Source organism: Streptosporangium sp. CA-135522 (assembly GCF_050949235.1).
In the GTDB taxonomy this organism is placed as follows: domain Bacteria; phylum Actinomycetota; class Actinomycetes; order Streptosporangiales; family Streptosporangiaceae; genus Streptosporangium.
Genome location: NZ_CP192026.1, coordinates 9168014 through 9192729 on the forward strand (window position 1 = coordinate 9168014; position 24716 = coordinate 9192729).

Genomic DNA, 24716 nt, shown 5'->3' on the forward strand with positions numbered 1-24716 from the left:
AGCCCTTTGTACCGGACCATCCCGATCTGGACCGCTACGCCCAGGCGGCGCGAATACACAGTCCGCTCAGACGTTGAAGCGGAACTCCACCACGTCGCCGTCGCGCATCACGTAGTCCTTGCCCTCGATGCGGGCCTTGCCGACCTGGCGGGCGGAGGCGATGGAACCCGCCTCCACCAGCTCGTCGAAGGAGACGATCTCGGCCTTGATGAAGCCGCGCTGGAAGTCGGTGTGGATGACACCGGCCGCCTCGGGGGCGGTGGCGCCCTTGCGGATCGTCCAGGCCCGGGTCTCCTTGGGCCCCGCGGTCAGGTAGGTCTGCAGGCCGAGGGTCTCGAACCCGACGCGGGCGAGCTGGGACAGCCCGGACTCCTCCTGGCCGACGGACTGCAGGAGCTCAAGCGCCTCGTCGTCGGGGAGCTCGACGAGCTCGGACTCGATCTTGGCGTCCAGGAAGACGGCCTCGGCCGGCGCGACGATCGCCGCCAGCTTGGCCCGCAGGTCCTCGTCCGTCAGCTCGTCGGCGTCGAGGTTGAACGCGTAGAGGAACGGCTTGGCGGTCAGCAGGTGCAGCTCGCGCAGGTCGGCGACGTCGATCCCGGCGCCCTTGGCCCCGGCGTACAGGGTGGTGCCGCCGTCGAGGAGCTTGACCGCCGCCTCGGCCGCCTCCAGCGTGGACTTGCGGTCCTTGTTGGTCCTGGCCTCCTTCTGGAGACGGGGGATCGCCTTCTCCAGCGTCTGCAGGTCGGCGAGGATCAGCTCGGTGTTGATCGTCTCGATGTCGCGCTCGGGGGCGACGCCACCGTCCACGTGGGTCACGTCCGGGTCGTTGAAGACCCGGATGACCTGGCAGATGGCGTCGGTCTCACGGATGTTGGCGAGGAACTGGTTGCCTCGCCCCTGCCCCTCCGAGGCGCCGCGGACCAGTCCGGCGATGTCGACGAACTCGACCTTCGCGGGCAGGATCTTCGCGGAACCGAAGATCTCGGCCAGCTTCTCCAGACGCGGGTCGGGAACGCCGACGATGCCCACGTTGGGCTCGATGGTGGCGAACGGATAGTTCGCCGCCAGGGCGTTGGCGGTCTTCGTCAGCGCGTTGAAAAGCGTTGACTTGCCGACGTTGGGCAATCCGACGATGCCGATGCTCAGGCTCACGTCAGCCGAGTTTACGGGGAATCACCCAGTGCTACCCGCCATGGGCAGGTCACAGGTGGTGCACACGCACCCGGTCCCGTCCGCCACGTCAGCGGGGAGAGCCCGGCGCCGGCGCGGGGAGGACGCGGGGCCGGTCCGGGAGGCGTGTCGGGAAGCCGGAAGCCACCGGGCCTGGCATCATTCCGAGGTGGATGTCATGGCACTCGCCTTCCAGCTCGCCGTGGGACTCGCCGCGGGACTCGCGATCGGATTCCTGCTGGGCCGCGCGCGTGCCTCCTCGGGGGCGGCCGACGCCGTACGGCGCCTGGCGGAGGCGGAGGCCCGGGCGAAGGCCGCCGAGGAGAAGGTCTCCTACATCGAGGGCCAGCTCGCCGACCGGTTCCAGACCCTGTCGGCCCGCGCGCTCGACGTCAACAACCTGCGTTTCCTGGAGCTGGCCGAGACCCGGATGGCCGCGGGCCGCGCCGAGGCCGCCGGAGAGCTGGAGCAGCGCAAGCAGGCCGTCGAGCATCTGATCGAGCCGTTGAAGGACACCCTGGCCCGCGTCGAGACGCAACTGCGCGACACCCAGGCGGGTCAGCGGGCCGCCCATGCCGAGCTGGCCAAGCACATCGACGTGGTCCGCGAGAGCAACGACCAGCTCCGCGCCCAGACGACCGCGCTGGTGCGCGCCCTGCAGCGCCCCGAGGCCAGGGGGCGGTGGGGGGAGCTCCAGCTCCGCAGGGTCGCCGAGATCGCCGGTATGCAGCGCTACTGCGACTTCGACGAGCAGGCGAGCGTCACCACCGTCGACGGCGCGCTCCGCCCCGACATGATCGTACGGCTGGCCGGCGGCAAGAACATCGTCGTCGACTCCAAGGTGTCCCTGGCCGCCTACCTGGAGGCCGCCGAGTCCACCGACCCCGACCTCCAGTCGGCCCGGCTCGACTCCCACGCCCGGCACGTGCGCGAGCACGTGGACCGGCTCGCCGCCAAGGCCTACTGGCAGGCGTTCAGCCCGGCGCCGGAGTTCATGGTGCTGTTCATCCCGGGTGAGGCTTTCCTGGCACCGGCGCTGGAGCGCGACCCGGCCCTGCTGGAGTACGCCATGCGGCGGCGGGTCCACATCGCCACGCCCACGACGTTGATCACCATGCTCCGCACCGCGCAGTACGCCTGGCAGCAGGCCGCGCTCAGCGAGAACGCGCGAGCGGTCTTCGAGCTGGGCAAGGAGCTCTACGAACGGCTGGGCACCATGGGACGGAACATGGAGACGATGGGCCGGTCGCTGAGCAGGGCGGTGGAGTCCTACAACCGGACGGTCGGCTCCCTGGAGACCCGGGTGCTGGTGAGCGCGCGCAAGCTCAACGATCTGGGCCTGGTCGAGACCGAACTGGACAAGCCCGAAACGGTCGAGGATCTGCCGCGCGCGCTGACCTCCCCCGAACTGCTGGAGGAAGAGGAGTCAAGCTCCTCCCTCATCTCCCGGCTGAACGGTAAGTTAGCGAACGACCTGCCCTGAAACCGTTCTCCGAAGACGCCATCGGCCGGACACTGGAGGTGGAGCGGAGAGGGTCGGCGACGAGGGGCCGAGGTCGAGGGGGACGACTGGTGGACGAGCGAGGCGACAGGCAGCCGCTTGGCGGGGTGATCACGTGAGTGAGCAGAAACGCGGCGGCGGCATCCGGCTGACCGCCCGGGGCGCGGTGGCGTTCGTGCTGGCGGCCACGCTGGTGGGCAGCGTCCTGCAGGCGTTGCTCGGGTTGTCGCCGCTGACCGGCCTGGCGTTCGTGGCCGGCTGCGTGGCCGCGGTGTCGCTGGTGAACCGGCGCGATCTGCTCTCGCTGGTGGTGTCCCCGCCGCTGGTCTTCTTCCTGGCCACGCTGATCGTCGAGGCGGTCCGGTCGCTGGGCGCGAGCTCGCCGATCCAGGCCTTCAGCCTGGGCATGCTCACCAAACTGTCGGCCGGCGCCCCGTGGCTGTTCGGCGGCTCGCTGCTGGTTCTGGTCATCGCCTGGCGCCGCGGCCTGGCCCAGTGTGTGCGCGACCTGCGTGAGGAGCTGCGGGCGGCCGGTCCCGCCGTCCCCCGCCCGCGGGCCGGCGGCAGCGCCGGCTACGCCCCCGAGCCCGAGGGTTACTTCGAGCCCAAGGTGTACGGCACGCCACGCGAAGGCCAGTAGCCGGCGGGGACGGCGGGTCCGAGGGCGCCCGTACGGCGGCGTGCGGCGCCGCCGTACGGTGACGGATCGGGTCAGACGGTGGCGCGCAGGTCCTTGCGGAGCTCGTGCGGAAGGGCGAAGCGGACGCTCTCCTCGACGGACTCGACTTCCTGGACGTCCTCGAAGCCGTGCGCGGCAAGGCGGGCCAGAACTCCGGCGACGAGCTCCTCCGGGACCGAGGCCCCGCTGGTCAGGCCGACCGTGGTGACGCCGTCGAGCCACTCGTCCTTGATCAACGACGCGTCGTCGACCAGGTAGGAGGCGTCGGCCCCGTGGTCGAGGGCGACCTCGACCAGCCGCTTGGAGTTGGAGGAGTTCTCCGAGCCGACGACGATGACGAGCTCGGCCTCGGCGGCGATCTCCTTCACCGCGACCTGGCGGTTCTGCGTGGCATAGCAGATGTCGTCACTCGGCGGGTCGATGAGGTTGGGGAAGCGCTCCTTGAGCCGGGCGACCGTCTCGGTCGTCTCGTCCACCGACAGCGTGGTCTGTGACAGCCACACCAGCCGGTCGGGGTCCTTCACCTGGACGGCGCCGACCGAGTCGAGGCCGTCGACGAGCTGGATGTGGTCGGGCGCCTCGCCCGCGGTGCCCTCGACCTCTTCGTGCCCCTCGTGGCCGATGAGCAGGATGTCGTAGTCCTGGGAGGCGAAGCGCCTGGCCTCGTTGTGGACCTTGGTCACCAGAGGGCAGGTGGCGTCGATCGTCCTGAGGCTGCGCTGGGCGGCCTCCCGGTGGACGGCCGGGGAGACTCCGTGGGCGGAGAAGACCACGATGGCGCCCTCGGGCACCTGCTCGGTCTCCTCGACGAAGATCGCTCCGCGCTCCTCGAGCGTCTTGACCACGTGGGTGTTGTGGACGATCTGCTTGCGGACGTAGATCGGTGCGCCGTACTGCTCCAGGGCCTTCTCCACCGCCTGGACCGCTCGGTCGACTCCCGCGCAGTAGCCACGGGGCTTAGCCACAAGGACGCGTCGGGTCGCGGGGGTCTGTGAAGTCATGTTCTTATGCTACGTGGAGTGCCCGCTGGGCCGCCCGCGCGTCCTATGACCTCATACGGCACAGTCTTGCCGGACAATATGCCCAATACAGACCTCCCAGGGAGACGACATGGCAGTCCCCGACATCTTTCGCAATGTCACCAGAAATGTCCGCGAGGCACTCTCCAGCCGCGAGGGGTTCAAGGAGAAGGCCAAGGATCTGCCGCTCTACGTGCTGCAGTCCGCGCTGAGCGGGGTGGGTCAGGCTCTGCTGATCGGCGACCGCGTGCGGTCCACGATCAAGCGCATCGCCGGCCAGGACGACACCTCGGACGAGCAGGGCCAGACGACCGCCGGTGAGCCGGTCGAGGCCGCGAAGGGCGGCAAGTCCGAGAGCGGCGAGAAGACCGAGGAGAAGCCGGCCCGTCGCGAGCCGGTCATCTTCGCCCCGCGCCCGGAGAGCTCCGCCAAGGAGACCAAGACCGAGGCCAACGGCGCCAAGCCCCGCCCCGAGCCGGTCATCTTCGCCCCCGCCAGGCCCAAGGCGGCCGAACCCGAGGCCCCTGTGTCGGGGACCGCCGCACCCGAGGCCGCCGCGACCGCCACGCCGGTGACCGAGCCCGCCGAGGTCAAGGTCGCCGAGCCCGAGGCCACCGAAACCAAGGCCGAGCCCTCCGAGATCAAGGTCCCCGAGCCCGAGGTCAAGATCGCCGAGCCCGAGGTCAAGGCCGCAGAGCCCGAGGTCGCCGACGCCACCGAGACCACGGCCGAGGCCGCACAGCCCGAGACCGAGCCCGAGGCCGCCGAGACCACGGCCGCCGAAGTCGAGCCCGCGAAGGCGAAGACCGCCAAGGTCAAGGCTCCGAAGGCCAAGAAGACCCCGAAGGCCGAGGCCGTCGAGGCCGTCGAGGCCGCGATCGAGGTTCCCGCGGCCGTGAAGGTCGAGGTCACCGAGGTCGAGGTCGTCAAGCCCGAGACGGCCGACGCCGCGCTGGTCGAGGTCACCGAGACCAGACCGGCCGGGCCCGAGACGGCCGCCCCCGCCACCGCGCACGTCGCCGCGCACGTCACCGAGGCGGCCACCGTGCCCGCCGAGCCCATGCCCGGCCACGGCCAGCTGACGATCGCGTCCCTGCGCGCTCGGATGCGCGGCAAGACGGCCGAGCAGATCCGGGAGCTGCTCGCCTACGAGCAGGCCACCACGGCCCGCGCCGAGGTCGTGCGGATGTACGAGAACCGTCTGACCAAGCTCGAAGCCGCGGAATGACCGCTGCCGGCGCGTAGGCTCCCGACCATGACCTCGAAGACCACCCCGGAACAGCCGCTCCCGGTTCGCACGGTGTTGCAGATGGTCGGCGGCTGGATCGGCAAGCTCGGCACCATCTGGGTGGAGGGGCAGATCACCGAGCTGACCGCGCGCGGCGGCACGGTGTTCCTGACGTTGCGCGACCCCGTGGCCAACGTTTCCGCCCGGGTCACCTGCCCGCGAGGCGTCTACGAGGCGACCGTCCCCCGGCCGGTGGACGGCGCCCGGGTCGTCATGCACCTGAAGCCGGACTTCTGGGTGAACAAGGGCTCTTTCGCGTTCACCGCGTTGGAGATGCGACCGGTCGGCGTGGGCGAGCTTCTGGCCCGGCTGGAGCGGCTGCGTCAGGTGCTCGCCGCCGAGGGGCTCTTCGGAGTCGACCGCAAGCGGCGGCTGCCGTTCCTGCCCGGCACGATCGGGCTCATCTGCGGCCGTGACTCGGCCGCCGAGCGCGACGTGCTGGAGAACTCGCGGCGCCGCTGGCCCGCCGTACGCTTCAAGGTCGAGCCGGTGGCCGTGCAGGGACCGTACGCGGTCACCGAAGTCACCGAGGCCCTGCGCAAGTTCGACGCGGACGGCGAGATCGACGTCATCGTGATCGCGCGGGGCGGCGGGTCGATGGAGGACCTGCTGCCCTTCTCCGACGAGGCCCTGGTCCGGACGGTGGCCGCCTGCCGGACCCCGGTGGTCAGCGCGATCGGCCACGAGCAGGACAACCCGTTGCTGGACATGGTCGCCGACGTGCGGGCGTCCACGCCCACGGACGCGGCCAAGAAGGTCGTGCCGGACGTCGGCGAGCAGCTCACGCTCATCCGCCAGCTCCGCGACCGGGGCCGCCGGGTGGCCGGCGGCTGGCTGGACCGCGAGACGGCCTGGCTGGCCGCGGTCCGTTCCCGGCCCTCCCTGGCCGATCCGGTCCGCGAGATCGAGCGCAGGGCCGAGCAGGCCGAGCAGCTCAGGGATCGGGCCAGGCGCTCGCTCACGGCCTCCCTGGACCGTGCCCAGGACTCCCTGGGGCATCTGCGGGCCCGGCTGGTCTCCCTGTCCCCCGCCGCCACCCTGGAACGCGGCTACGCGATCGTGCAGCGCCCCTCGGGCGACGTCGTACGGCGGGCGGCCGACGTCGCCCCCGGCGACGAGCTGACGATCCGCTTCCCCGACGACCGGGTGACGGTCAGGAGGGATCCAGCCACGTGAGCGCCGGGTAAAGCCGGCCGTCGTCGACGAAGCCGAACTCCCGGTAGAGCGGCTCGCCGTCCGAGGTGGCGTGCAGGTCCACCCTGCGGACCTCCATGTCGCGGTACCACTCCATGAGCCTGGCCATGATGGCCCGGCTGTGACCCCGGCGCCGGTGGCCGGGGTCGGTGGTCATCCCCTGGATGTAGCCGCAGCGGCCGTTGGCGAGGGAAGGGCCGGGGAAGCGCTCGAAGATGAGACCCATCCCGCAGGCGGCGAGCCCTCCTTCGGGGGCGTCCACCACGTAGACGGCCGTGTCGTCGCTGCCCAGCCGCTCCTTGAGACTGTCGGCGTAAGCCTGCCGCCAGTCGCTTTCGATCGGGTAGCTGCCATCCTGGGCCATCCGGTCGGCCAGGATCTCGCGCAGGCGGACCAGTTCGGGGATGTCGTCGGCGGTCGCGGTACGGACACTCATCAGGAACTCCCCAGGAGACCCCGGGCTTCGGCCCTGGGGAGGAATGGGGAGCGCGGAAGGGCCGTCAAGGCCCGAGGGGTGTCGTGACCTCGTGGTTTCCGCATGCCGTCGCCCTTCTCTTGGTATGGTCCGTGCATTCGGACGGGCAGGCGATGACCAAGTCGGCCTGTCCGGGTCCTGGCCGCCGGGCTGGCGGACAGGTGAAACGCCTGCGGAGCGGGTGTAAGACCTCGGCTTGGGTCCGTCCCGGGGGCTACCTGCGGTGAAACAGGAAGATCCCACCCGCGAGGGTGGAAATCCCCCGGCTCAGCCGTGGGGAGGATGTCAATGATGCAGTGTCCCAGGCCCGGGCCCGGTGGGCACCCCGGCGACCCCGGGGTCACCCGCTGTGCTCACCACGAGTCGTAAGGTCCCGGCTCGGGGGGCGCCTTCGGTCATCACGACCGGGCCTGACTGCCGCGATCCCTGCATGGCGCTCACGGCGAGGAAGGCCGGAATGCAACTGATTGCGGCGATTGTATGCATATGACCGGCCTCCGATAGCGTGACCGCCATGTTGTACGGGAGGGACGCCGAGCGGGCGGTCATCAGGGGGCTGCTGACGGACGCTCGCGACGGCGGCAGTGGGGTGCTGGTGGTTCGCGGTGAACCCGGCATCGGCAAGACGGCGTTGCTGGAGTCCTTCGCGATACAGGACGACATGCAGGTGCTTCGCGGAGTGGGCATCGAATCGGAGGCTGAGCTGCCGTTCGGCGGGCTGCATCTGCTGTTGCGTCCGGCGCTGTCGAGTCACCTGCACACCCTGCCGGACCCGCAGCGGCAGGCGCTGGAGGGCGCGTTCGGGCTGGCGCTGGGCGTGCCGGCGGATCGCATGCTCGTGGGGCTGGCCGTGTTGACGCTCCTGTCGGAGCTGACCGAGGACGCGCCGGTGCTGTGCCTGATCGACGATGCCCAGTGGCTGGACCGGCCTTCGGCCGAGGCGCTGCTGTTCGCCGCCAGGCGGCTGGGGTCCGAGGGGGTCGTCATGATCTTCGCGGTCCGCGACGGCGAGGCCCCGTTTCCCACGCCCGGGCTGGCCGAGCTGCGGCTGGAAGGGCTGTCCGCCGAGGCCGCGGCGGCCCTCGTCGACGAGCGCGACCGGGAACTGACGCCGGAGGTACGGCGGCGCATCCTGGCCGGGGCGGGCGGCAACCCGCTGGCGCTGATCGAGCTGCCCGCGGCGCTCGCCGTCCCCGCGCAGGGCCCGGCGCTGCCGCTGACCAACCGGCTGCAGCTGGCCTTCCACACCCAGGCCGAACGCCTACCGTCAACGAGCAGGACGCTGCTGCTGGTCGCCGCCGCGGACGACACCGGTGACCTGGCCGTGCTCCTGCGCGCAGCGGGGCCGCTGGGCGCGGGGGTCGAGGACCTTCCTGCCACCGAGAAGGCCGGGCTGCTTCGTGTGGACGGCCGGCAGGTGACCTTCCGGCACCCGCTGGTGCGGGCCGCCGCCTACCAGGGCGCCCCGCTGGACCAGCGGCTGCGCGTCCACCGGGCCCTGGCCGACGCGCTGACCGACGCCGAGCAGGCCGACCGGCGGGCCTGGCACCTGGCATCGGCCGCCACCGGTCCCGACGCCGCCGTCGCGGCCGAACTGGAACGCACCGCCTCGCTCGCGGCCGTCCGCAAGGGGTACGCGGCGGCCGCCGCCGCCTACGAGCGGGCCGCGCAGCTGGCCGCCGAGCCCCAGGTGCGCACCCGCCTGCTCACCCTGGCCGCCGAGACCGCCCTGGAGGCCGGATCGCTCGCCCGGGCCCAGGCGCTGGCCGAGCGCGTCACCGATCCCACCGCCCGCCGCGACCTGGTCCGGGTCCGCGCCACCGCGGCGGCCGGGCAGGGCTTCCTGCACCAGGCCCACACCTGGCAACTAGAGGAGGCCGCCCGGCTCGCCGAGACCGACCCCGGCCGGGCGGTCGAGATGATGATGGACGCCCTGCACACCACCTGGTTCGCAGGCCGGTACGAGCTCGCGACCGTGACCGAGGCGCAGTTGCAGGCCATCAGCCTGCCCGCCGGCGACCCCGCCTGGTCGGTACTGCAGTTGCAGCGCTGGCTGACGGCCCTGGCCCTGGGCCGCTCGACCGAGCGCCTGCCGTACCTGCCGAAGGTCTTCGAGCATGCCGCGGCCCTGCGCGCGCACGATGCCAGAGACGTGTTGATGATCTGCGGTATCGGCCTGATGGGCGGCCTGGACACCCAGGCCGAGCGGCTGGCGGCGGGCATCGCGGCCAGGGCGCGCGCCGAGGGCAAGGTCGGCGTGCTCCCCTCCGCGCTCTACTACGCGGCCATCTCCCAGACCTTCCTGGGCCGCTACCGCGACGCGATGACCACTGCGACCGAGGCGCTCGACATCGCCGAGGACACCGGGCAGGGCCACTGGGTCAGCCACGCCCACGGCGTCATGGCCTACCTGACGGCCATCGAGGGCGACGAAGACCGTTGCCGCGACCTGGCCGACAGGGCCATGTCCGATCCCGGCGGCGGCGCCCAGCCGGCGGGACTACACCGGGCCAGGTGGGCACTCGGCCTGCTCGAGCTCGGGTACGGCCGGGCACAGGGCGCCCTGGACCACCTGGCGATCCTGTACGGCGGGCCCGCGCGCCACCAGCTGCCCGCCGAGCGCAGCCTGCCCGATCTGATCGAAGCCGCGGTACGGCTCGGCGAGCTTGACCTGGCCGAGCAGGCGCTGTCCAGGCTGGCCGAGCTGGCCCAGCGGGTGCCGGAACCGCCGATCGAGGCGCTGTTGCACCGCTGCCGCGCGCTGCTGGACCCCGGAGAGGACGCCTTCGCCCTGGCCCTGGCCCTGCACGAGAAGGACAGCCGCTCCTTCGAGCACGCCCGCACCCGGCTGCTGTACGGCGAGTGGCTACGCCGCACCCGCCGCAAGTCCGAGGCCAGGACGCAGCTGACCGCCGCGTTGGAGACCTTCGACCGGCTCAACGCGATCCCCTGGGCCGACCGCGCGCACGCCGAACTGGAGGCCACCGGCGCCGCGATCACCTCACGCCGCGGTCCCGGGGTGCTGGCCCTGCTCACCCCGCAGGAGCTGCAGATCGTCCGGCTGGCGGCGCAGGGGCTGTCGAACAGGGACATCGCCGCCCAGCTGTTCCTCAGCCCGCGCACCGTCGGTCACCATCTGTACCGGTCCTATCCCAAGCTGGGGGTGGGCTCGCGCCAGGAGCTGGCCGCGATCGTGGCCGCCGACCGGTAGGGCGCGACTGATACCGGGCCCGGTATCAGTCGCCGGATTAAGTCATGCGGGCCGATTCACCGTTCCTTGGGACGTCCTAACGTCATGGTCATCCCAATCGAGGAGCCCGCATGATCCACATCGCCCCCGTGTCCTGGATGTCGGCCGAGCAGTCCGCCGCCTGGCACACGGTTGTCGTGGCCTCGCTCGCCAGTGATCTGCCCGACGAGCCCGGGCCCACGCCCAAGCAGGTGCACGCACAGCTCACCGCTGCCGGGCTGGACAGCCGCCGGCTGTTCTGGCTGGCCACCGAGACCGGCGGCGCGGTGGTCGGCGTGGCCGGGCTGCGGCTGTTCACCTCACCGGGCCAGGATCACCTGGCCGAGCTGGAGCTGCACGTCCGCCCGGACCGGCGGCGCTCGGAGGTCGGCTCGCAACTGCTGGCCACGGCCGTGTTCGCGGCGGAGGTGGAGCAGCGCCGCAGTCTGCTCGCCGCCGCCGACGACGGCGGGCCGGGTGACGCCTTCTGCGCCGCGCGCGGCTTCCGGCGGGTGCTGACGTTGGACCACCTCCTGCTCGACATCGCGCGGGCCGACGACGCCGCGGCCGACATCGAGCATCCCGGCTACGAGCTGGCCGGCTGGACCGGCACGGTGCCCGGCGACCTGGCCGACGCCTTCGCCGCGGCGAAGAACGCGATGAACGACATGCCCACCGGCGACATGGACTACGGCAGCCAGACCTGGACCGCCGACCGGGTCCGCGCCATGGCCAAGGTGCTGGCCGACCGTGGCGACACGCTGCTCACGATCGCCGCACTCGGGAAGGGGGAGATGGCCGGGTACACCGAGATCGTCATCCGGGCTGGGGAGACCCGCCGGGCCCTGCAGTACGACACCGCCGTCGTGCCCGCTCACCGCGGCCACGGGCTCGGGCTGTGGGTCAAGGCCGCGATGGTGCGCAGGTTGCGTGCCGAGCACCCCGGCATCGTCGAGATCGAGACCGACAACGCCCAGGACAACACCCACATGCTCGCCGTCAACCGGCGGCTGGGCTTCCGCTCCCACCGCCGCACCCACGAATACCAGCTCGACCTGCCCACCACCTGACCGTTTCTCAAGGAGAGCACCCCGCATGCGCAAGCTGACCTACTACATCGCCGCCACCCTCGACGGCTACATCGCCGGCCCCGACGGCGCCGACCCCACCGGTCCCGGCGGTTTCTGGCCGATCCCCGGCGACTACCTGCAGCACCTCATCGCCGAATACCCAGAGACGTTGCCCGGCCCGGCCCGACAGGCCCTGGGCGTCACCGCCCCCGGCACCCGCTTCGACACCGTCCTGGAAGGGCGGCACTCCTATGAGATCGGGCTCAAGGCCGGCGTCACCGACGCCTACCCGCATCTACGCCACCTGGTGTTCTCCCGCACCCTGCCCGAGAGCCCGGACCCGGCCGTCCAGATAGTTTCGGGCGACCCCGTCGCCACCGTGCGTGAGCTGAAGCAACAAGACGGCAAGGACATCTGGCTGATCGGCGGAGGCATGCTGGCCGCCGCCCTGTACTCGGAGATCGACCAGCTCATCGTCAAGTTCGCACCGCTGACCACCGGCATCGGCATCCCGCTGTTCGGCCGCGACGTCGGCTTCGACCCGCGCATCTGGCAGCTGGCCGACCACACGGTGCTGGGCAGCGGCGCGCTCATCCTCACCTACACCCGCTAGCAGCAGCCGGGCCCGGCGACGTCCGCAACGCGCGCCACCGCCCTGCCGACGAACCTCCACGGGAGCGAATCCATGAAGATCACCAACACCACCGTGTCACTCACCGTCGACGACGTGACCGCCTCCAGCACGTTCTTCACCACCCACCTGGGCTACAGCCAGACGATGGCCGCCGACGGATTCGTCTCCCTGTCAAGGGAAGATTCCGCCGCCGACCTCGTCCTGCTCAGCCGCGGCACCGAGGTCCTGCCCGAGGAGCAGCGCCATCAGCGGGCGAGCGGGCTCATCGTGGCGTTCACCGTCGACGACATCGCCGCCGAGGAGGCGCGCCTGCGCGCCGAGGGCGCCGACATCACCATGCCGCTGCGCACCGAGCCGTGGGGCGAGCGGCTGTTCCAGCTCACCGACCCCAACGGGGTCGTGGTCCAGCTCGTCGAGTGGGCCTGATCGGGAGCCCGCAAACCATTCGACCCGTTCAACCGAAGACAATTGACCACTTTAAGAATTGCTTTGCCATGACACTCATCCGTCTTGCCGACACCCGCCGCACCGAGACCCCCTCCGGCGTCATGACCACCCTGGCCTCCCCCTCCCAAGGCGGCGCCGGCCTGGCGCTGTGGCGCGTCGAGATGCAGCCCGACATTCAGGGCCCCGTCCACCTCATCGACGCCGAGCAGATCTGGACCTTCCTGGCCGGCGAGGCGACGATCGAGCTGGACGGCGAGAAACTCCCCCTGGCCGAGGGCGACACCGTGATCCTGCCCGCGGACGCGACCCGCCAGGTGACCGCGGGCCCGCACGGCTTCACCGCCATCGTCACGGCACCCGCCGGCGCCCAGGCCAGCACCCCGGGCGGCACCGGCAAGGTCATCCCCCCGTGGATCGCCTGACCGGATCCCAGTCCGGTGGAGCAAGCGGCCTTCGGCACGCAGTGGTCGGGCATGGTGGAGATGTCGATCATGGTGTGGGATGTGACCGGAGTCGAACACCGGATGGACGCGGGCACCGAGAAGGACCCTGACGGTCGACGATCGTCTGCCGTCGCGATCAAGTCACGGCATTATCGCGGACGGTACCGGCGCACACGGCGCGCCGCCGCTTCGTGAGGAGGTTGTCCGCCCCCGGCGGACGATGAAGGGAAAGGGGCGTGCCCGCTCCTTTCCACTCCCAACGTATAGCGCACCGGGGGACTTGCCACAAGACCCGGGCCATGCTGCAGAATCGCCCATCGAGGCCGGAACCTACGGAAATGGAAGTACGAAATGCGGGTGTTGTTGTCGACGTACGGGTCGCGCGGGAACGGGATTTCATGCTGACGCGCATGGTCTTCACCCAAGCAGAACTCGACTACCTGGCCACGCAGCCCATCGGGCGGCTGGCCACCGTCTCGCCTGACGGGCAGGTGCAGAACAACCCGACCAACTTCTTCGTCGATGCCAGCACTGGCACGATCGTCATCGGCGGGCACGCGCTGGGCGCGTCGAAGAAGTTCAGGAACGTCCAGCAGGGCAGCACGGTCGCGTTCGTCGTGGACGACCTGGCGACGGTCGATCCGTGGGCGCCCCGGGGCATCGAGATCCGGGGCACGGCGGTGGCGCTGACGGACCACGAGCCGCCCCTGCCGTCCTTCTCCCGAGAGATCATCAGGATCACCCCTGCCAAGATCGTCTCGTGGGGACTGGACGGGCCGCGAGCGAGCCGTACGGTGTGAAATCTCGCTAGGACGGGGCTGCGCAAGCCTGAGCGAGTGAGGGACGGCGACGGAGCACACGCGGTGGAGCGGGCCTGCGCAGGGCCGCCGCGCAGTCGTCTGACGACGGCCACCCGGGCCGGCGCGCCGCAGGTGGTGATACCCCAGGCGGCGGACCAGCCGTACTGGGCCGGCCGGGTGGCCGAGCTGGGCATCGGCGCGGCCCACGACGGTCCGACCCCGACCTTCGAGTCCCTGCCGGCCGCGCTCAAGACGGCCCTGACCCCCGAGACCCGCGCAACGGTCGCAAGCGACCTCAGATCGGAGCCGATGCCATGAACCCCCTGACCACCAGCGCGTTCGACCTCCCCGACCACCTCTCCCCCAAAGCCGACCCGACACTGATCGCCGGCGACGAGCAACACTTCACGGCCATCGCCGACAGCCTCGAACAATCGATCACCGAACTGTCCGACCGCCTCGATACCGCCCGCAAGGCGCCCGGCGGCATCGGCCGCCAAGCGATGGACCGAGACCTGGAAATCCACCGGCTGACCACGCGGCTGCGCGCCCTGCGCCGCTTCGGCCTGGACCTGTGCCTGGGACACATCATCAGCACAGACCACCCCGAACCCCTCTACATCGGACGACTCGGCCTCACCGACAGCGCGGGCCGCCGGCTGCTGCTCGACTGGCGCTCCCCGGCGGCCGAACCGTTCTTCGGCGCCACCCACGCCAACCCCATGGGGCTGGCCAGCCGCCGCAGATACCGCTGGACCCGCGGCCGCATCAGCGACTACTGGGACGAGGTGTTCACCGCCGACGGATTCGAAGGACACGCCGCGCTCGACGACCAGTCCGCCTTCATCGCCAGCCTGGGCGGCAGCCGCTCAGCCCGGATGCGCGACGTGCTCGCCACCATCCAGGCCGACCAGGACGCCATCATCCGCGCGGGATCTCGCGGCGCTCTGGTCGTCGACGGCGGCCCGGGCACCGGCAAGACCGTCGTCGCCCTGCACCGCTCCGCCTACCTGCTCTACTCCGACCCGCGCCTGGACCACCACCGGGGCGGCGTGCTGTTCGTCGGCCCGCACCAGCCCTACCTGGCCTATGTCGCCGACGTGCTGCCCAGCCTCGGCGAGGAGGGCGTGCAGACCTGCACCCTGCGCGACCTCGTCGCCGAAGGCGCCACAGCGACGATCGAGACCGACCCGCAGGTGGCCGCCTTGAAGGCATCGGCGAAGCTGGTGGAGGCGATCGAGCCGGCCGTCAGGTTCTACGAGAACCCACCCACCACCGGGATGACGATCGCCACCCCCTGGTCCGACATCTGGCTGAGCGCCGAGGACTGGGCCGAGGCCTTCCACGCACCCGACCCCGGCACCGCGCACAACGATGCGCGCGAGCAGATCTGGCAAGAGCTGCTGACGATCCTGATCGACAAGCACGACGACGAGGAGGTCTCGGCCGACCTGCTGCGCAGGGCGCTGCTGCAGGACCGGGAACTGCTCACCACCTTCAACAAGGCGTGGCCACTGATCGACGCGGCCGACCTCGTGGCAGATCTGTGGTCGGTGCCCGCCTACCTGCGGATGTGCGCTCCCTGGCTCAGCCCCGAGGAGGTTCGGGCTCTGCGGCGCGAAAACGCCCAGGCCTGGACGGTGTCGGACCTGCCGCTGCTGGACGCGGCACGCCAACGGCTCGGCGACCCGCAGGCGGCACGGCGCAAGCGCCGCCATGACGCCTCCGTCGCCGCCCAACGCGAGCGGATGGCGCAGGTCGTCGACAACCTGCTCCAAGCCGATGACGACGGCGAAGGTCTGGTGACGATGCTACGCGGACAGGACCTGCAAGATGCCCTGGTCGATGAGAGCACGCTGCCCGGCACCGACCCGGACCTGCTCGCCGGCCCGTTCGCGCACATCGTCGTGGACGAGGCGCAGGAGTTGACCGACGCGCAGTGGCAGATGCTGCTGCTGCGCTGCCCGTCGCGGAGCTTCACCATCGTCGGCGACCGCGCCCAGGCCCGGCACGGCTTCACCGAGTCCTGGCAGCAACGGCTGGAGCGGGTCGGGCTGGAGCGGATCACCCTGGCCGGCCTGAGCGTCAACTACCGGACGCCGGAAGAGATCATGGCAGAGGCCGAGCCGGTCATCCGGGCCGTACTCCCGGACGCCAACGTGCCGACCTCCATCCGCCGCAGCGACGTCCCCGTCGTCCACGGACCCGTTTCGGATCTGGACTCGATCCTCGACACCTGGCTCGCCGCGCATGCCGACGGGATCGCCTGCGTCATCGGCGATCCCACGTTCCGGGCGAGGTCTCGCGTGCGGTCACTGACCCCGGAGCTGGCCAAGGGGCTCGAGTTCGACCTGGTCGTCCTGATCGATCCCGAGGCGTTCGGCGAGGGCATCGAAGGAGCGGTCGACCGCTACGTCGCGATGACCCGAGCGACCCAGCGGCTCGTGATCCTCACCAGCTCCTGACGGCGGCCGGACGAACACCACCGCCTGTCCGCCCAGCTCGGCGATCGTTTCGAGCGATTGCTCGCGGCCGGCCGGATCGTCGCGGAGGGTCGGGTCCAGGTCGTACAGGGCGGCCGCCTCGCGCAGGCTCCGGGCGAGCTCGCCGAGGAGTGGTACGGCCCGATCGGGCAGGAGGGTGGCGGGCCCGTCGGCCAGACACGTGGCGGCCCGGTCGGTCTCGGCGGCCTTCTTCAGCAGGTAGGCCTTGGGGCCGTACGGCTGCATGCTCGTGTCCTTCGTGGTCATGGGCGCCGGGACGGGAAGCGGGATCGCCCGGGACCCCCGTCCTGAATGTCAATGGTTCTACGGGGTACGCCCGTACGCGGCGGGGGCCGGGACGGCGGTGTCCTCGTCGCCGAAGGCTCCCGCCACCTCGCGGACGACGTCGGCGTAGAGCCGGAACAGTCGCGGCGGCCGGGGCTGCCCCTCCTGCTCCAGCAGCCGTGACCAGCACTGGGCCAGCAGGGCCCGGGCTCGCGTGCCGGACCAGGGCCGGGGAAGCAGTTCGGGTGGCAGCAGCGGGTCGGTCTCCACGGCGCGGGTGAACTCCGCAGCGAGTTCGATCGTGATGGTGAGGAGCTCGGTCGGGCTCAACGCGTCGGAGGCCCGAAGCCGGTCCAGGCGGGATCGGGCGACGTCGGCGAGCCGTGCGTGGGCCTTGGCGATCTCCTCCAGCGGCCACAGGCGGGCGGCCAGCGCGCGTGGCTCCCGCTCTCCGCCGATGCGCAGGTCGCCGCTGGTCATGAAGGTGACGCAGTCGAGGACGCCGAGCCGGTCGGCTTCGGCCTCGACGAGGCCCTCCCAGTCGTTGGCGCAGACGTACAGGCCGCCGTGCAGAGGCGCTCCGCCGAGCCGCACGATGGCGTCGCGCAGCGCGTCGCGGGCGGGTCTGGCCGCCTCGGGGACGGCGAAGGCGACCAGACGCCATGTCCGATCCCAGGGCGCCCGCCCCCGGTCCTGCTCATACATGAATCGCACGAATTCGATGTTCGGCTCGATTGATCGGCGGGTGTCGGCGGTCGCCCGCAGCAGGACCCGCCGTCCTCGGCCTTCGCGAGTGAACTGCCCCTCCGTGATGAGCCGGTTGATGCACAGACGCACCTGCTGGTCGGTCATCCCCAGGGCCGCGGCCACCGCGTACAGCTCGCCGCCGTCGACCGTGCCGTCCTCGCGGACCATGCCCTCCACCAGTGCCCGGGTGGATATGCCCACGCTGTCGTGTCGCGGGTCGTTCATCGCTGTCTCCCGTCGCGTTCCCATCTCATCCACGCCTCCATATCGCTCATCTGTATTACGATCGTAGAGAAACGATAGTTTACAGGTTGTTCAAAGCAGTGGAGAGCCGTGATGAATCCTGAACCATCCCCACCCCCACGGCCCGTCAGGACGCGGCGCCGTCGACGCGGGTGGGTGCTGAAATCGGTGCTGGCCCTGCTGTTGTCGGCCGCCGGGCTCGGGGCCGTGGTCGTCTACCAGAACGAATACGACATCCGCGAGGAGGAGGTGACCATCACCGGCGGAGCACAGCCGCTGAAGGGGGTGCTGGCCTGGCCGACGACGGGCCGCGGGCCGTTCGGGCTGGTGGTGTTCGTGCACGGCGACGGACCGATCGACGCCACCCACGACACGTTCTACCGGCCGGTGTGGGAGGCGTTCGCCCAGGCCGGTTACGCCTCCCTGTCGTGGAACAAGCCCGGTGTGGGAGGGACGCCGGGCAACTGGCTGGACCAGAGCATGGACGACCGGGCGCGCGAGACCATGTCCGCCATCGCGTGGGCGAAGTCCCGGCCCGGCGTCGACGGCCACCGGATCGGGCTGTGGGGGGCCAGCCAGGCCGGTTGGGTGATGCCGAAGGTCGCGGCTCGCATGCCCGACCTGCGGTTCGTGATCGCTGTCTCCCCGGCCGTCAACTGGCTGCGGCAGGGCCGCTTCAATACGCTGGCCGAGCTGCGCGAGCAGCACGCCACACCGTCGCAGATCCGGACCGAGATGGCCAGGCGGGACGAACGCCTGCGCCGGCTCCGCACGACCAAGACCTTCGAGGAGTACCGGGCGGCCCTCGGTGGCGATGCGCAGGGCCTCACCGCCGACCGCTGGCGGTTCGTCGTCAAGAACTACACCTCCGATGCCGAGAAGGACCTCACCGCGATGCGCGCCCCGGTGCTGCTGGCCCTGGCCGGACATGACATCAACGTCGACGTGACCGACACCGAGACCGTCTACCGCGAGCTCATGCCCGAACCGGGCCGGCTCCAGGTGAAGCACTACCCCGACGCCACCCATGGAATGGTTCCCAAGGAACTCATGGACTCGCAGCTCAAGCTCGCCGTCGTCGCGACGTTCGCGCCGCGTTCGGTGTACACCGCGAGCTTCCTGGCCGACCAGCGCCGGTTCCTGGAGAAGGTCGGAAATGGGATGTGACCGGGACGGAGAGTGCGCCGAATGAAGATCCTGGCCCTCGGTGGCCCCGGAGCGATGGGAGCGGTCGCTGTCCGCGTGGCAGCCGGGCTACCCGGCGTACAGGAGATCGTCGTCGCCGACCGCGACCTCACCGCGGCGCGGAAACTCGTCCACGCACTCGCCGGCACCGGCGTGTCCATGCGCCCCCAGCAGGTCGACGTCACCGACGGCACCGCCCTGCGCGACGCGCTCGCCTCAGCCGACGTGGTCCTCAACACCGTCGGCCCCTACTACCGGTTCGGCCTGACCGTGCTGCGCGCCGCCATCGGCACCCGAACCCACTACCTGGACATCTGCGACGACTGGGAGCCCACCCTGCACATGCTCGAACTCCACGACGCCGCCCAGGCGGCCGGAGTGTGCGCCGTGGTGGGGATGGGAGCCAGCCCCGGAGTCAGCAACCTGCTCGCCGCCCGCGCGGTACGCGGCCTGGACACCGTCGAAGACCTCTATACCGCCTGGCCGGTGGACGTCTCCGGCACCGCAGGCAAGCAGAACGAGGAGGAGTTGCCGCTCGGCCCGGACGGGCGGCCCAGCGCCGCCACCGTGCACTGGATGCAACAGATCAGCGGCAGCGTGGCGATCGTCCAGGCCGGCGAACTGGTCCGGCGACCGCCCCTGCTCCCGGTCACCCTGGCCCTGCCCGGAGGGCGCGCCGGCACCGCCTACGTCGTCGGCCACCCCGAACCGGTCACCCTCCACAGCAGCTACCGCATCACCGGCGACGCCGCCAACCTCATGGTCATCACCCCGGGCACGGTCGCCTACCTCGACCTGCTCCGCCAGGACATCGACGACGGCCGGCTGACCAACGAAACAGCCGCGGCCGACCTGGCCAAGCCCTCCACCCGTCGCGCCCTGCTCGCCGTCATGCACGCCTTCAAGTTCAAGCCCCCCAAGTCACTGCCGCCCTTCTTCGCCGCGGCCACCGGCCGACGCGACGGCCAGGCCGTCACCGTCCTCGCCCACCTGGCCGGCACCGGCGAGGAACTGATGAACGACATGGCCGAAGCCACCGGAATCCCGCTGGCGCTCGGCCTCGCCCAGTTCCTCGACGGCACCGCCTCCCGGCCGGGCGTGCACCCACCCGAAACCCTCATCGACCCCGACCGCTTCTTCCGCGACCTCGCCCGCCACATCCACGACCCGGCAGGACCGGCCAGCCCTGACGCCCCTCCGGACGGGGTCGTCATCGAACAGGCTCCGTCCCGTTGAGAGGGTTCCGCCGCGGGCGGAGCACGGCGGGCGCGGTGCGGCCACGGGCGCGGGAAAGGTCCAGGACGGCGACGTCACACTAGTGGTCGCGCCCGTTAATTCGTCGGGGGTGGCGGGTCGAGCCAGGCCGTAGTGTCGCCGAGGTAGAGGCCGCAGGCGCAGTCGAGGGCTTCCTGCGGGGTGCCGGCCGGGTAGCCGGTAGGCAGGACGGACTTCTCGTAGTCGTCGTGGCTGGCGCGGTAGATGGCAAAGCCCCAGCTGGCGGCGGAGCCGGCGTAGTGGAGCCGGCAGAGCGGCAGGGTGGTGCCGTCGGGGAGCCGGCCGGCGACGTAGGCGAACTCGCCGTGGTAGCGGACGGTGATGCCGGCGAGCTGAGGCCAACGCTCGCGTGCCCTGGCCGCCAGGCGCTGGCGTAGCGAGGTCATGGTCGACTCAGGTGGCCTTGCCATACGGCCATCGTGCCCTACCCGCCCGGCTGCACCATGGAGCGCATGCCTTCCAGTCCCTATGTCATATGCCTTGGCGCCGCTGAGCGCGCTGAGCTGGAGTCCCTGTCCCGGCGCGGCTCAGCGCCGTTTCGCCTGGTACTGCGATCACAGATCGTGCTGCTCGCCGCGGCGGGCACGGTGAACCGGATGATCGCGGAGCGGCTGAACATCTGCCAGGACACGGCCCGCAAATGGCGGCGCCGGTACTGTGAACAGGGCATCGAGGGACTGGCCGACGCACCGCGCCCCGGCAGGCCGCGCGTCTTCTCCGCCCGCATCGTGGCCGGGGTCAGGCCCTCGCGTGCGAGATGCCCACCTCGAGTGGAACTCCCCTGGCCCGATGGACCTGCCCCGAGCTGGCCCGCCATGCGGCAGCCAGCGGCATCGCTCCCGCGCCGTCGGCGTCCACCGTGCGCCGCCGGCTCGCCGACGACGCCCTGAAGCCCTGGCAGCACCGGTCGTGGATCTTTCCCCGTGACCCGTACTTCGCCCTCAAGGCATCCCGCGTCCTGGACCTCTACCAGCGGGAATGGGAAGGGGAGCCGCTCGGCGAGGACGAGTACGTGCTCAGCGCCGACGAGAAGCCCGGCGTCCAGGCCCGCATGCGCATCCACCTCCCGCTCCCGCCGGGGCCGGGGCGGGCGGCGCGGATCGAGAGCGAGTACCACCGCCTCGGCACCCTTGCCTACCTGGCCGCCTACGACGTCCACCGCGCCCGGGTCATGGGCCGGTGCGAGCCGACTACCGGCATCAGGCCGTTCACCGCGCTCGGGGACCAGGTGATGCAGAGCGAGCCGTACGCCTCGGCCAGGCGGGTCTTTTGGGTCGTGGACAACGGCTCCTCGCACCGGAACTGGGCGGCGGCAGCCCGGCTCGGCGACGCCTACCCGAACGCCCAGATGGTCCATCTGCCCGTCCACGCCTCCTGGCTCAACCAGATCGAGGTCTACTTCTCCGTCATCCAGCGCAAGCTCCTCACCCCCGACGACTTTGAGGACCTCGATGAGCTCGCCGCCCAGATCCTCGCCTTCGACAACCACTACAACGCCACAGCCAGGCCCTTCGACTGAAAGTTCACCCGTACCGACCTCAACCGCCTCCTGGCACGCATCAGGCAGCACGACCGACACGCACCGCACCCGCTGGCCGGATGAACCCCGACGAATTAACGGGCGCGACCACTAGGGTGAGAGCGTGGCCGATGAGAAGACACCATCGTACGAGCAGGCACGCGAGGAGCTGACCGAGGTGGTCCGCCGCCTGGAGGCGGGCGGGCTCACGCTGGAGCAGTCGATCGAGCTGTGGGAACGTGGCGAGAAACTCGCGGCGCTGTGTGAGGAATGGCTCCAGGGCGCCAGGGTGAAACTCGCCGCCGCCATGACGCAACGCCGGCAGCCCGATCCCGCCGGCGACGCCCCCTTCTGACCGATCGGACGTCCTCGCCACCGCTCACGGAGGCCACCCTCCGTACGGCGAGGGCGCCCGGACTCCGGCCCGTTTCCCGGAAACCTCGCTCGACACGTTCTCCGTACGGCGAGGGCGTCCGGCGGGAACCGCTAGGGCGCCGTTTTCACCTGCTGCCTGATGGAACGGGCCAGGGTGGACAGCTCGTCCCACTGGGCGGTGCCGGTGATGACGACGGTGGCGTCGGGCAGGAACCGGACGAGGGAGCGCTGATCCTTGTCCTTGCGGACGCGCTGCTCCCAGATCACGCCGTCGATCGGGATGCTGCCGGTGACCTCGCTGGTGTTGGCCATCCGGTTGGCGAACTCGGCGGCGGGCTTCTCGTCGCTCTGGGCGAGCATCGCGTGGGAGCGCGTCGGTTTGGCGCCCTTGGCGGTGGCGAAGCCGAGCTTCCAGGTCACCGCGCCCTTGTCCTGGGTCATCCGGGAACTCGTCGGAACCCAGTCGGCGGGCACCGGCTCCGGTGACCACACCTGGTAGGGCGCGGCGCGGCGCATGTTGGCCACGTCGATCGAATAGTTGACCTTGGGCAGGTGTTCGGTCCTGCTCTGCGGTGTGACCAGCAGGAAAACGCCGACGCCGGCGAAGCAGACCAGCATCGCGACCGCGTAGCCGTAGAAACCCTGAGTGAACCGTTCCACGACTGTCGAGACTAGTCGCTCCGTGGTGCGGTCCGGTCTCAGGGCCCGGTGACGGACCGGCCCCGGCGGATGCCGGAGCAGGCCCGCCGGGCCGGGTTCCGCGGGGCCGGCGCTTGGATGGTCGGTCACGGCGCCGGGTGGAGGGGTCGTGTCAGGCGTCCAGAACGGCGAGTTCGAGGTCGCGGAGGCGATCGGAGTCGGCGATGATGTCGATCTCGGTGATCTTGTCATCGGTGATCGTGAAGCCGAGGACCAGGAAGAGCTTTCCGCGAGGGGCCATCACGAGTCCGACCGCTCCGTTGACCAGCGCCGGCTGGGTGAACCGGACCCGTTCGGCGGCGGCGGACGCGCCGCCGGCCACGGCGTGGACACCGCGGAGCACGACGGGTACGGGGGTGGGGCCGACCGCCGGGTCGGCGCGCAGCACCACGTCGGGGTCGAGCACGGCGACCAGCGCGTCGAAGTCGCCGTCGCGGGCGGCGGCCAGGAAGGCCTCGACGACCCGGCGTTGGCGGGTGAGGTCGGGGTCGGGAGCCGGGGCCTGTCCCCGCACCCGGCGGCGGGCGCGGCTCGCCAGTTGCCTGGCCGTGGCCGGGGTCCGATCGATCATCACAGCGATCTCCTCGAACGGCACGGCGAACATGTCGTGCAGCACGAACGCGAGCCGCTCGGTGGGCGACAGCGTTTCGAGCACCACCAGCAGCGCCAGCCCGACCGAGTCGGCCAGCACCGCTTCGTGCTCGGGGTCGGCCCCGGACGCGGGACCGGCGATCGGGTCGGGCGTGTGCGCCTCGACGGGATCCTCACGGCGCCGTTCGCGCGAGCGCAGCACGTTCAGGCATACGCGCCCCACCACCGTGGTCAGCCACGCGCCCAGGTTCTCCACGCCGTCGGCGTCGGTACGGCTCAGGCGCAGCCAGGTGTCCTGCACGGCGTCGTCGGCCTCGCTCGCCGAGCCGAGCATCCGGTAGGCCACCGCCCGTAGATGAGGCCGGTGCTCCTCGAAACGCTCGGCCAGCCATTCGCGCTCGTCCACCGTGTCACATTCCTTCCTCATGCCTCATGCGGGGTCGTAACAGTAGACCCGCGGAATCGAGTGGATGTGACCGGGAGTCCGGCTCCCGGAGCGGAACGAGTTCGGAGCGGCCATGCCGTCGTCCATCCTGGTCACCGCGGTACGGGGACCCTCGGACGGCTGGTGGCGCCGCTCCTGCGCGACGCCGGCCACCAGGTGCGGGTGCTCAGCCGGCACCGCCACGAGCCCGTGGCGTCGCGCACCCACTGCTTCGAGGCGCGCCGCGCGGACCGGGTGAGAGCCCTCAGGGGCGCCTGATCTGCGCGATGATGGCCAGCACGTTCTCGGCGAGGTCGCGGGAGGCGTCCTCGTCCTCGGACAGGGCGACCTCGGAGACGGCGGCGGCGAGCGCGCCGGTGAGGACCACGACCAGCGCGCCCTCGTCCCCCTCGAACAGGGCGGCGTTGCGTTTGGCCCACTGGCGCAGCCGGTCGCGCATGATGACCTCGAACCCGGGCGGCCCGTCGCCGCGCAGGAACAGCGCCGACAGCTCGCGCTCGGCCAGGCACCCTTCCAGATAGGCGCGGGCGCCGGCGATGAACAACCGCATCGGGTCGCTCTCACCCTCGGCGCGGGCCTCCTGGACCGCCTGCTTGGTCCGCTGGGTCTGCCGGGTCTGGAACTCGTCGAAGAGCGTCAGGTAAAGGTCGGCCTTGCCGGAGAAGTGGTGGTAGAGGCTGCCGACGCTGGCCCCCGCGCGCGCGACCACGTCGGTCACCCCGGCCTCCGCGAAACCGCTCGTGACGAAGACGTCCCTTGCCGCCGCGAGGAGTGCGACGCGCGTGGCGGCGCCCCGCTCGGAGGTCCGTGCAGTCACGCCTGTCACCAGCCGTTCCGTGTCGCTACTCATAGTGGGCACATTATCCCCCGCCGTCCGGCAAGAGGGGGGCAACTACGATCGTTGCAGTAATCCACGA

General features: G+C 71.0%; 25 protein-coding genes and 2 pseudogenes. 18 read left to right on the forward strand and 9 right to left on the reverse strand.

Features of this window, described 5'->3' with window-relative positions; translation table 11 throughout:
* Nucleotides 1-66: 66 nt before the first annotated feature.
* Nucleotides 67-1155, reverse strand: coding sequence for a redox-regulated ATPase YchF (gene ychF / locus ACQPYK_RS43060; protein WP_433245230.1), 1089 nt, complete (start codon nt 1153-1155; stop codon nt 67-69).
* A gap of 196 nt (nt 1156-1351) precedes the next feature.
* On the opposite strand from ychF, the gene ACQPYK_RS43065 reads away from it, so the two are divergent.
* Together ACQPYK_RS43065 and ACQPYK_RS43070 are read left to right on the forward strand one after the other, a co-directional pair.
* Nucleotides 1352-2656, forward strand: coding sequence for a DNA recombination protein RmuC (locus ACQPYK_RS43065; RefSeq protein WP_433259090.1), 1305 nt, complete (start codon nt 1352-1354; stop codon nt 2654-2656).
* A gap of 133 nt (nt 2657-2789) precedes the next feature.
* A complete protein-coding gene (locus ACQPYK_RS43070; RefSeq protein ID WP_433245233.1) occupies nt 2790-3314 on the forward strand; it encodes a DUF6542 domain-containing protein in 525 nt (174 codons plus the stop codon).
* A gap of 71 nt (nt 3315-3385) precedes the next feature.
* Here ACQPYK_RS43070 and ACQPYK_RS43075 read toward each other — a convergent pair whose 3' ends face one another.
* Complete coding sequence (locus tag ACQPYK_RS43075; protein ID WP_433245235.1) at nt 3386-4354, reverse strand: 4-hydroxy-3-methylbut-2-enyl diphosphate reductase; 969 nt, start codon at nt 4352-4354, stop codon at nt 3386-3388.
* 109 nt (nt 4355-4463) lie between these two features.
* Here ACQPYK_RS43075 and ACQPYK_RS43080 point away from each other — a divergent pair, with 109 nt between their 5' ends.
* On the forward strand, nt 4464-5600 hold the full coding sequence (locus ACQPYK_RS43080) for a hypothetical protein (protein ID WP_433245238.1): 1137 nt from the start codon (nt 4464-4466) through the stop codon (nt 5598-5600).
* Nucleotides 5601-5627: 27 nt separating this feature from the next.
* Nucleotides 5628-6836, forward strand: coding sequence for an exodeoxyribonuclease VII large subunit (xseA, locus tag ACQPYK_RS43085; RefSeq protein WP_433245241.1), 1209 nt, complete (start codon nt 5628-5630; stop codon nt 6834-6836).
* Here xseA and ACQPYK_RS43090 read toward each other — a convergent pair.
* On the reverse strand, nt 6814-7290 hold the full coding sequence (locus ACQPYK_RS43090) for a GNAT family N-acetyltransferase (protein ID WP_433245244.1): 477 nt from the start codon (nt 7288-7290) through the stop codon (nt 6814-6816). The genes xseA and ACQPYK_RS43090 overlap by 23 nt on opposite strands.
* A gap of 553 nt (nt 7291-7843) precedes the next feature.
* Here ACQPYK_RS43090 and ACQPYK_RS43095 point away from each other — a divergent pair.
* The 9 genes from ACQPYK_RS43095 (at nt 7844) to helR (ending at nt 16417) form a co-directional block, all read left to right on the forward strand.
* Complete coding sequence (locus ACQPYK_RS43095) at nt 7844-10540, forward strand: ATP-binding protein (RefSeq protein WP_433245247.1); 2697 nt, start codon at nt 7844-7846, stop codon at nt 10538-10540.
* A gap of 110 nt (nt 10541-10650) precedes the next feature.
* Nucleotides 10651-11628 carry a GNAT family N-acetyltransferase gene (locus tag ACQPYK_RS43100; protein WP_433245250.1) on the forward strand — a complete coding sequence of 326 codons (978 nt, stop codon included), beginning with the start codon at nt 10651-10653 and terminating at the stop codon, nt 11626-11628.
* 25 nt (nt 11629-11653) lie between these two features.
* Nucleotides 11654-12241 carry a dihydrofolate reductase family protein gene (locus ACQPYK_RS43105; RefSeq protein WP_433245253.1) on the forward strand — a complete coding sequence of 196 codons (588 nt, stop codon included), beginning with the start codon at nt 11654-11656 and terminating at the stop codon, nt 12239-12241.
* 72 nt (nt 12242-12313) lie between these two features.
* On the forward strand, nt 12314-12688 hold the full coding sequence (locus ACQPYK_RS43110; RefSeq protein ID WP_433245256.1) for a VOC family protein: 375 nt from the start codon (nt 12314-12316) through the stop codon (nt 12686-12688).
* Nucleotides 12689-12756: 68 nt separating this feature from the next.
* The gene (locus ACQPYK_RS43115; protein ID WP_433245259.1) at nt 12757-13131 is read left to right on the forward strand and encodes a cupin domain-containing protein; all 375 of its coding nucleotides are present in this window, start codon (nt 12757-12759) and stop codon (nt 13129-13131) included.
* A gap of 15 nt (nt 13132-13146) precedes the next feature.
* On the forward strand, nt 13147-13347 hold the full coding sequence (locus tag ACQPYK_RS43120) for a hypothetical protein (protein ID WP_433245262.1): 201 nt from the start codon (nt 13147-13149) through the stop codon (nt 13345-13347).
* Nucleotides 13348-13562: 215 nt separating this feature from the next.
* Nucleotides 13563-13952, forward strand: a complete 390-nt coding sequence (locus ACQPYK_RS43125; protein WP_433245265.1) for a PPOX class F420-dependent oxidoreductase — start codon at nt 13563-13565, stop codon at nt 13950-13952.
* A gap of 36 nt (nt 13953-13988) precedes the next feature.
* Entirely contained in the window at nt 13989-14270 is a 282-nt protein-coding gene (locus ACQPYK_RS43130; protein ID WP_433245268.1) for a glycosyltransferase, read from the forward strand.
* Nucleotides 14267-16417, forward strand: coding sequence for an RNA polymerase recycling motor ATPase HelR (gene helR, locus ACQPYK_RS43135; RefSeq protein ID WP_433245271.1), 2151 nt, complete (start codon nt 14267-14269; stop codon nt 16415-16417). The genes ACQPYK_RS43130 and helR overlap by 4 nt, the downstream gene beginning before the upstream one ends.
* A 342-nt stretch (nt 16418-16759) precedes the next feature.
* Here the strand turns inward: helR and ACQPYK_RS43140 are convergent, their stop codons facing one another.
* Nucleotides 16760-17692, reverse strand: coding sequence for a PaaX family transcriptional regulator C-terminal domain-containing protein (locus ACQPYK_RS43140; RefSeq protein WP_433245274.1), 933 nt, complete (start codon nt 17690-17692; stop codon nt 16760-16762).
* A 174-nt stretch (nt 17693-17866) separates the two neighbouring features.
* On the opposite strand from ACQPYK_RS43140, the gene ACQPYK_RS43145 reads away from it, so the two are divergent.
* Together ACQPYK_RS43145 and ACQPYK_RS43150 are read left to right on the forward strand one after the other, a co-directional pair.
* Nucleotides 17867-18877, forward strand: coding sequence for an alpha/beta hydrolase family protein (locus tag ACQPYK_RS43145; RefSeq protein ID WP_433245277.1), 1011 nt, complete (start codon nt 17867-17869; stop codon nt 18875-18877).
* A 21-nt stretch (nt 18878-18898) separates the two neighbouring features.
* Nucleotides 18899-20131, forward strand: coding sequence for a saccharopine dehydrogenase family protein (locus ACQPYK_RS43150; RefSeq protein WP_433245280.1), 1233 nt, complete (start codon nt 18899-18901; stop codon nt 20129-20131).
* Between the two features lie 95 nt (nt 20132-20226).
* Here ACQPYK_RS43150 and ACQPYK_RS43155 read toward each other — a convergent pair whose 3' ends face one another.
* Nucleotides 20227-20580: a hypothetical protein gene (locus tag ACQPYK_RS43155; RefSeq protein ID WP_433245283.1), complete on the reverse strand. Its 354-nt coding sequence runs from the start codon at nt 20578-20580 to the stop codon at nt 20227-20229.
* A 42-nt stretch (nt 20581-20622) separates the two neighbouring features.
* Here ACQPYK_RS43155 and ACQPYK_RS43160 point away from each other — a divergent pair.
* The 3 genes and pseudogenes from ACQPYK_RS43160 to ACQPYK_RS43170 all read left to right on the forward strand — a co-directional run.
* Nucleotides 20623-20874 (forward strand): annotated as a pseudogene (locus tag ACQPYK_RS43160) (helix-turn-helix domain-containing protein); the annotation flags it as partial.
* A 50-nt stretch (nt 20875-20924) separates the two neighbouring features.
* Nucleotides 20925-21689, forward strand: a pseudogene (locus ACQPYK_RS43165) (IS630 family transposase); the annotation flags it as partial.
* 124 nt (nt 21690-21813) lie between these two features.
* The gene (locus ACQPYK_RS43170) at nt 21814-22044 is read left to right on the forward strand and encodes an exodeoxyribonuclease VII small subunit (protein WP_433245286.1); all 231 of its coding nucleotides are present in this window, start codon (nt 21814-21816) and stop codon (nt 22042-22044) included.
* 131 nt (nt 22045-22175) lie between these two features.
* On the opposite strand, the gene ACQPYK_RS43175 is transcribed toward ACQPYK_RS43170, so the two are convergent.
* From ACQPYK_RS43175 to ACQPYK_RS43190, 4 genes are all read right to left on the reverse strand, one after another.
* Nucleotides 22176-22724, reverse strand: coding sequence for a DUF4245 domain-containing protein (locus ACQPYK_RS43175; RefSeq protein ID WP_433245289.1), 549 nt, complete (start codon nt 22722-22724; stop codon nt 22176-22178).
* Nucleotides 22725-22875: 151 nt separating this feature from the next.
* Nucleotides 22876-23760, reverse strand: coding sequence for a sigma-70 family RNA polymerase sigma factor (locus ACQPYK_RS43180; protein ID WP_433245292.1), 885 nt, complete (start codon nt 23758-23760; stop codon nt 22876-22878).
* A gap of 24 nt (nt 23761-23784) precedes the next feature.
* A complete protein-coding gene (locus ACQPYK_RS43185) occupies nt 23785-24006 on the reverse strand; it encodes a hypothetical protein (protein WP_433245295.1) in 222 nt (73 codons plus the stop codon).
* A 37-nt stretch (nt 24007-24043) separates the two neighbouring features.
* Nucleotides 24044-24649 carry a TetR/AcrR family transcriptional regulator gene (locus tag ACQPYK_RS43190; RefSeq protein WP_433245298.1) on the reverse strand — a complete coding sequence of 202 codons (606 nt, stop codon included), beginning with the start codon at nt 24647-24649 and terminating at the stop codon, nt 24044-24046.
* Nucleotides 24650-24716: the final 67 nt, after the last annotated feature.

Coding starts and splice junctions, on each gene's coding strand:
- ACQPYK_RS43065 (WP_433259090.1), top strand. CDS start 1,352: ATGGCACTCGCCTTCCAGCTCGCCGTGGGACTCGCCGCGGGACTCGCG.
- ACQPYK_RS43075 (WP_433245235.1), bottom strand. CDS start 4,354: ATGACTTCACAGACCCCCGCGACCCGACGCGTCCTTGTGGCTAAGCCC.
- ACQPYK_RS43080 (WP_433245238.1), top strand. CDS start 4,464: ATGGCAGTCCCCGACATCTTTCGCAATGTCACCAGAAATGTCCGCGAG.
- xseA (WP_433245241.1), top strand. CDS start 5,628: ATGACCTCGAAGACCACCCCGGAACAGCCGCTCCCGGTTCGCACGGTG.
- ACQPYK_RS43090 (WP_433245244.1), bottom strand. CDS start 7,290: ATGAGTGTCCGTACCGCGACCGCCGACGACATCCCCGAACTGGTCCGC.
- ACQPYK_RS43095 (WP_433245247.1), top strand. CDS start 7,844: ATGTTGTACGGGAGGGACGCCGAGCGGGCGGTCATCAGGGGGCTGCTG.
- ACQPYK_RS43100 (WP_433245250.1), top strand. CDS start 10,651: ATGATCCACATCGCCCCCGTGTCCTGGATGTCGGCCGAGCAGTCCGCC.
- ACQPYK_RS43105 (WP_433245253.1), top strand. CDS start 11,654: ATGCGCAAGCTGACCTACTACATCGCCGCCACCCTCGACGGCTACATC.
- ACQPYK_RS43110 (WP_433245256.1), top strand. CDS start 12,314: ATGAAGATCACCAACACCACCGTGTCACTCACCGTCGACGACGTGACC.
- ACQPYK_RS43115 (WP_433245259.1), top strand. CDS start 12,757: ATGACACTCATCCGTCTTGCCGACACCCGCCGCACCGAGACCCCCTCC.
- ACQPYK_RS43125 (WP_433245265.1), top strand. CDS start 13,563: ATGGTCTTCACCCAAGCAGAACTCGACTACCTGGCCACGCAGCCCATC.
- helR (WP_433245271.1), top strand. CDS start 14,267: ATGAACCCCCTGACCACCAGCGCGTTCGACCTCCCCGACCACCTCTCC.
- ACQPYK_RS43140 (WP_433245274.1), bottom strand. CDS start 17,692: ATGAACGACCCGCGACACGACAGCGTGGGCATATCCACCCGGGCACTG.
- ACQPYK_RS43150 (WP_433245280.1), top strand. CDS start 18,899: ATGAAGATCCTGGCCCTCGGTGGCCCCGGAGCGATGGGAGCGGTCGCT.
- ACQPYK_RS43155 (WP_433245283.1), bottom strand. CDS start 20,580: ATGGCAAGGCCACCTGAGTCGACCATGACCTCGCTACGCCAGCGCCTG.
- ACQPYK_RS43190 (WP_433245298.1), bottom strand. CDS start 24,649: ATGAGTAGCGACACGGAACGGCTGGTGACAGGCGTGACTGCACGGACC.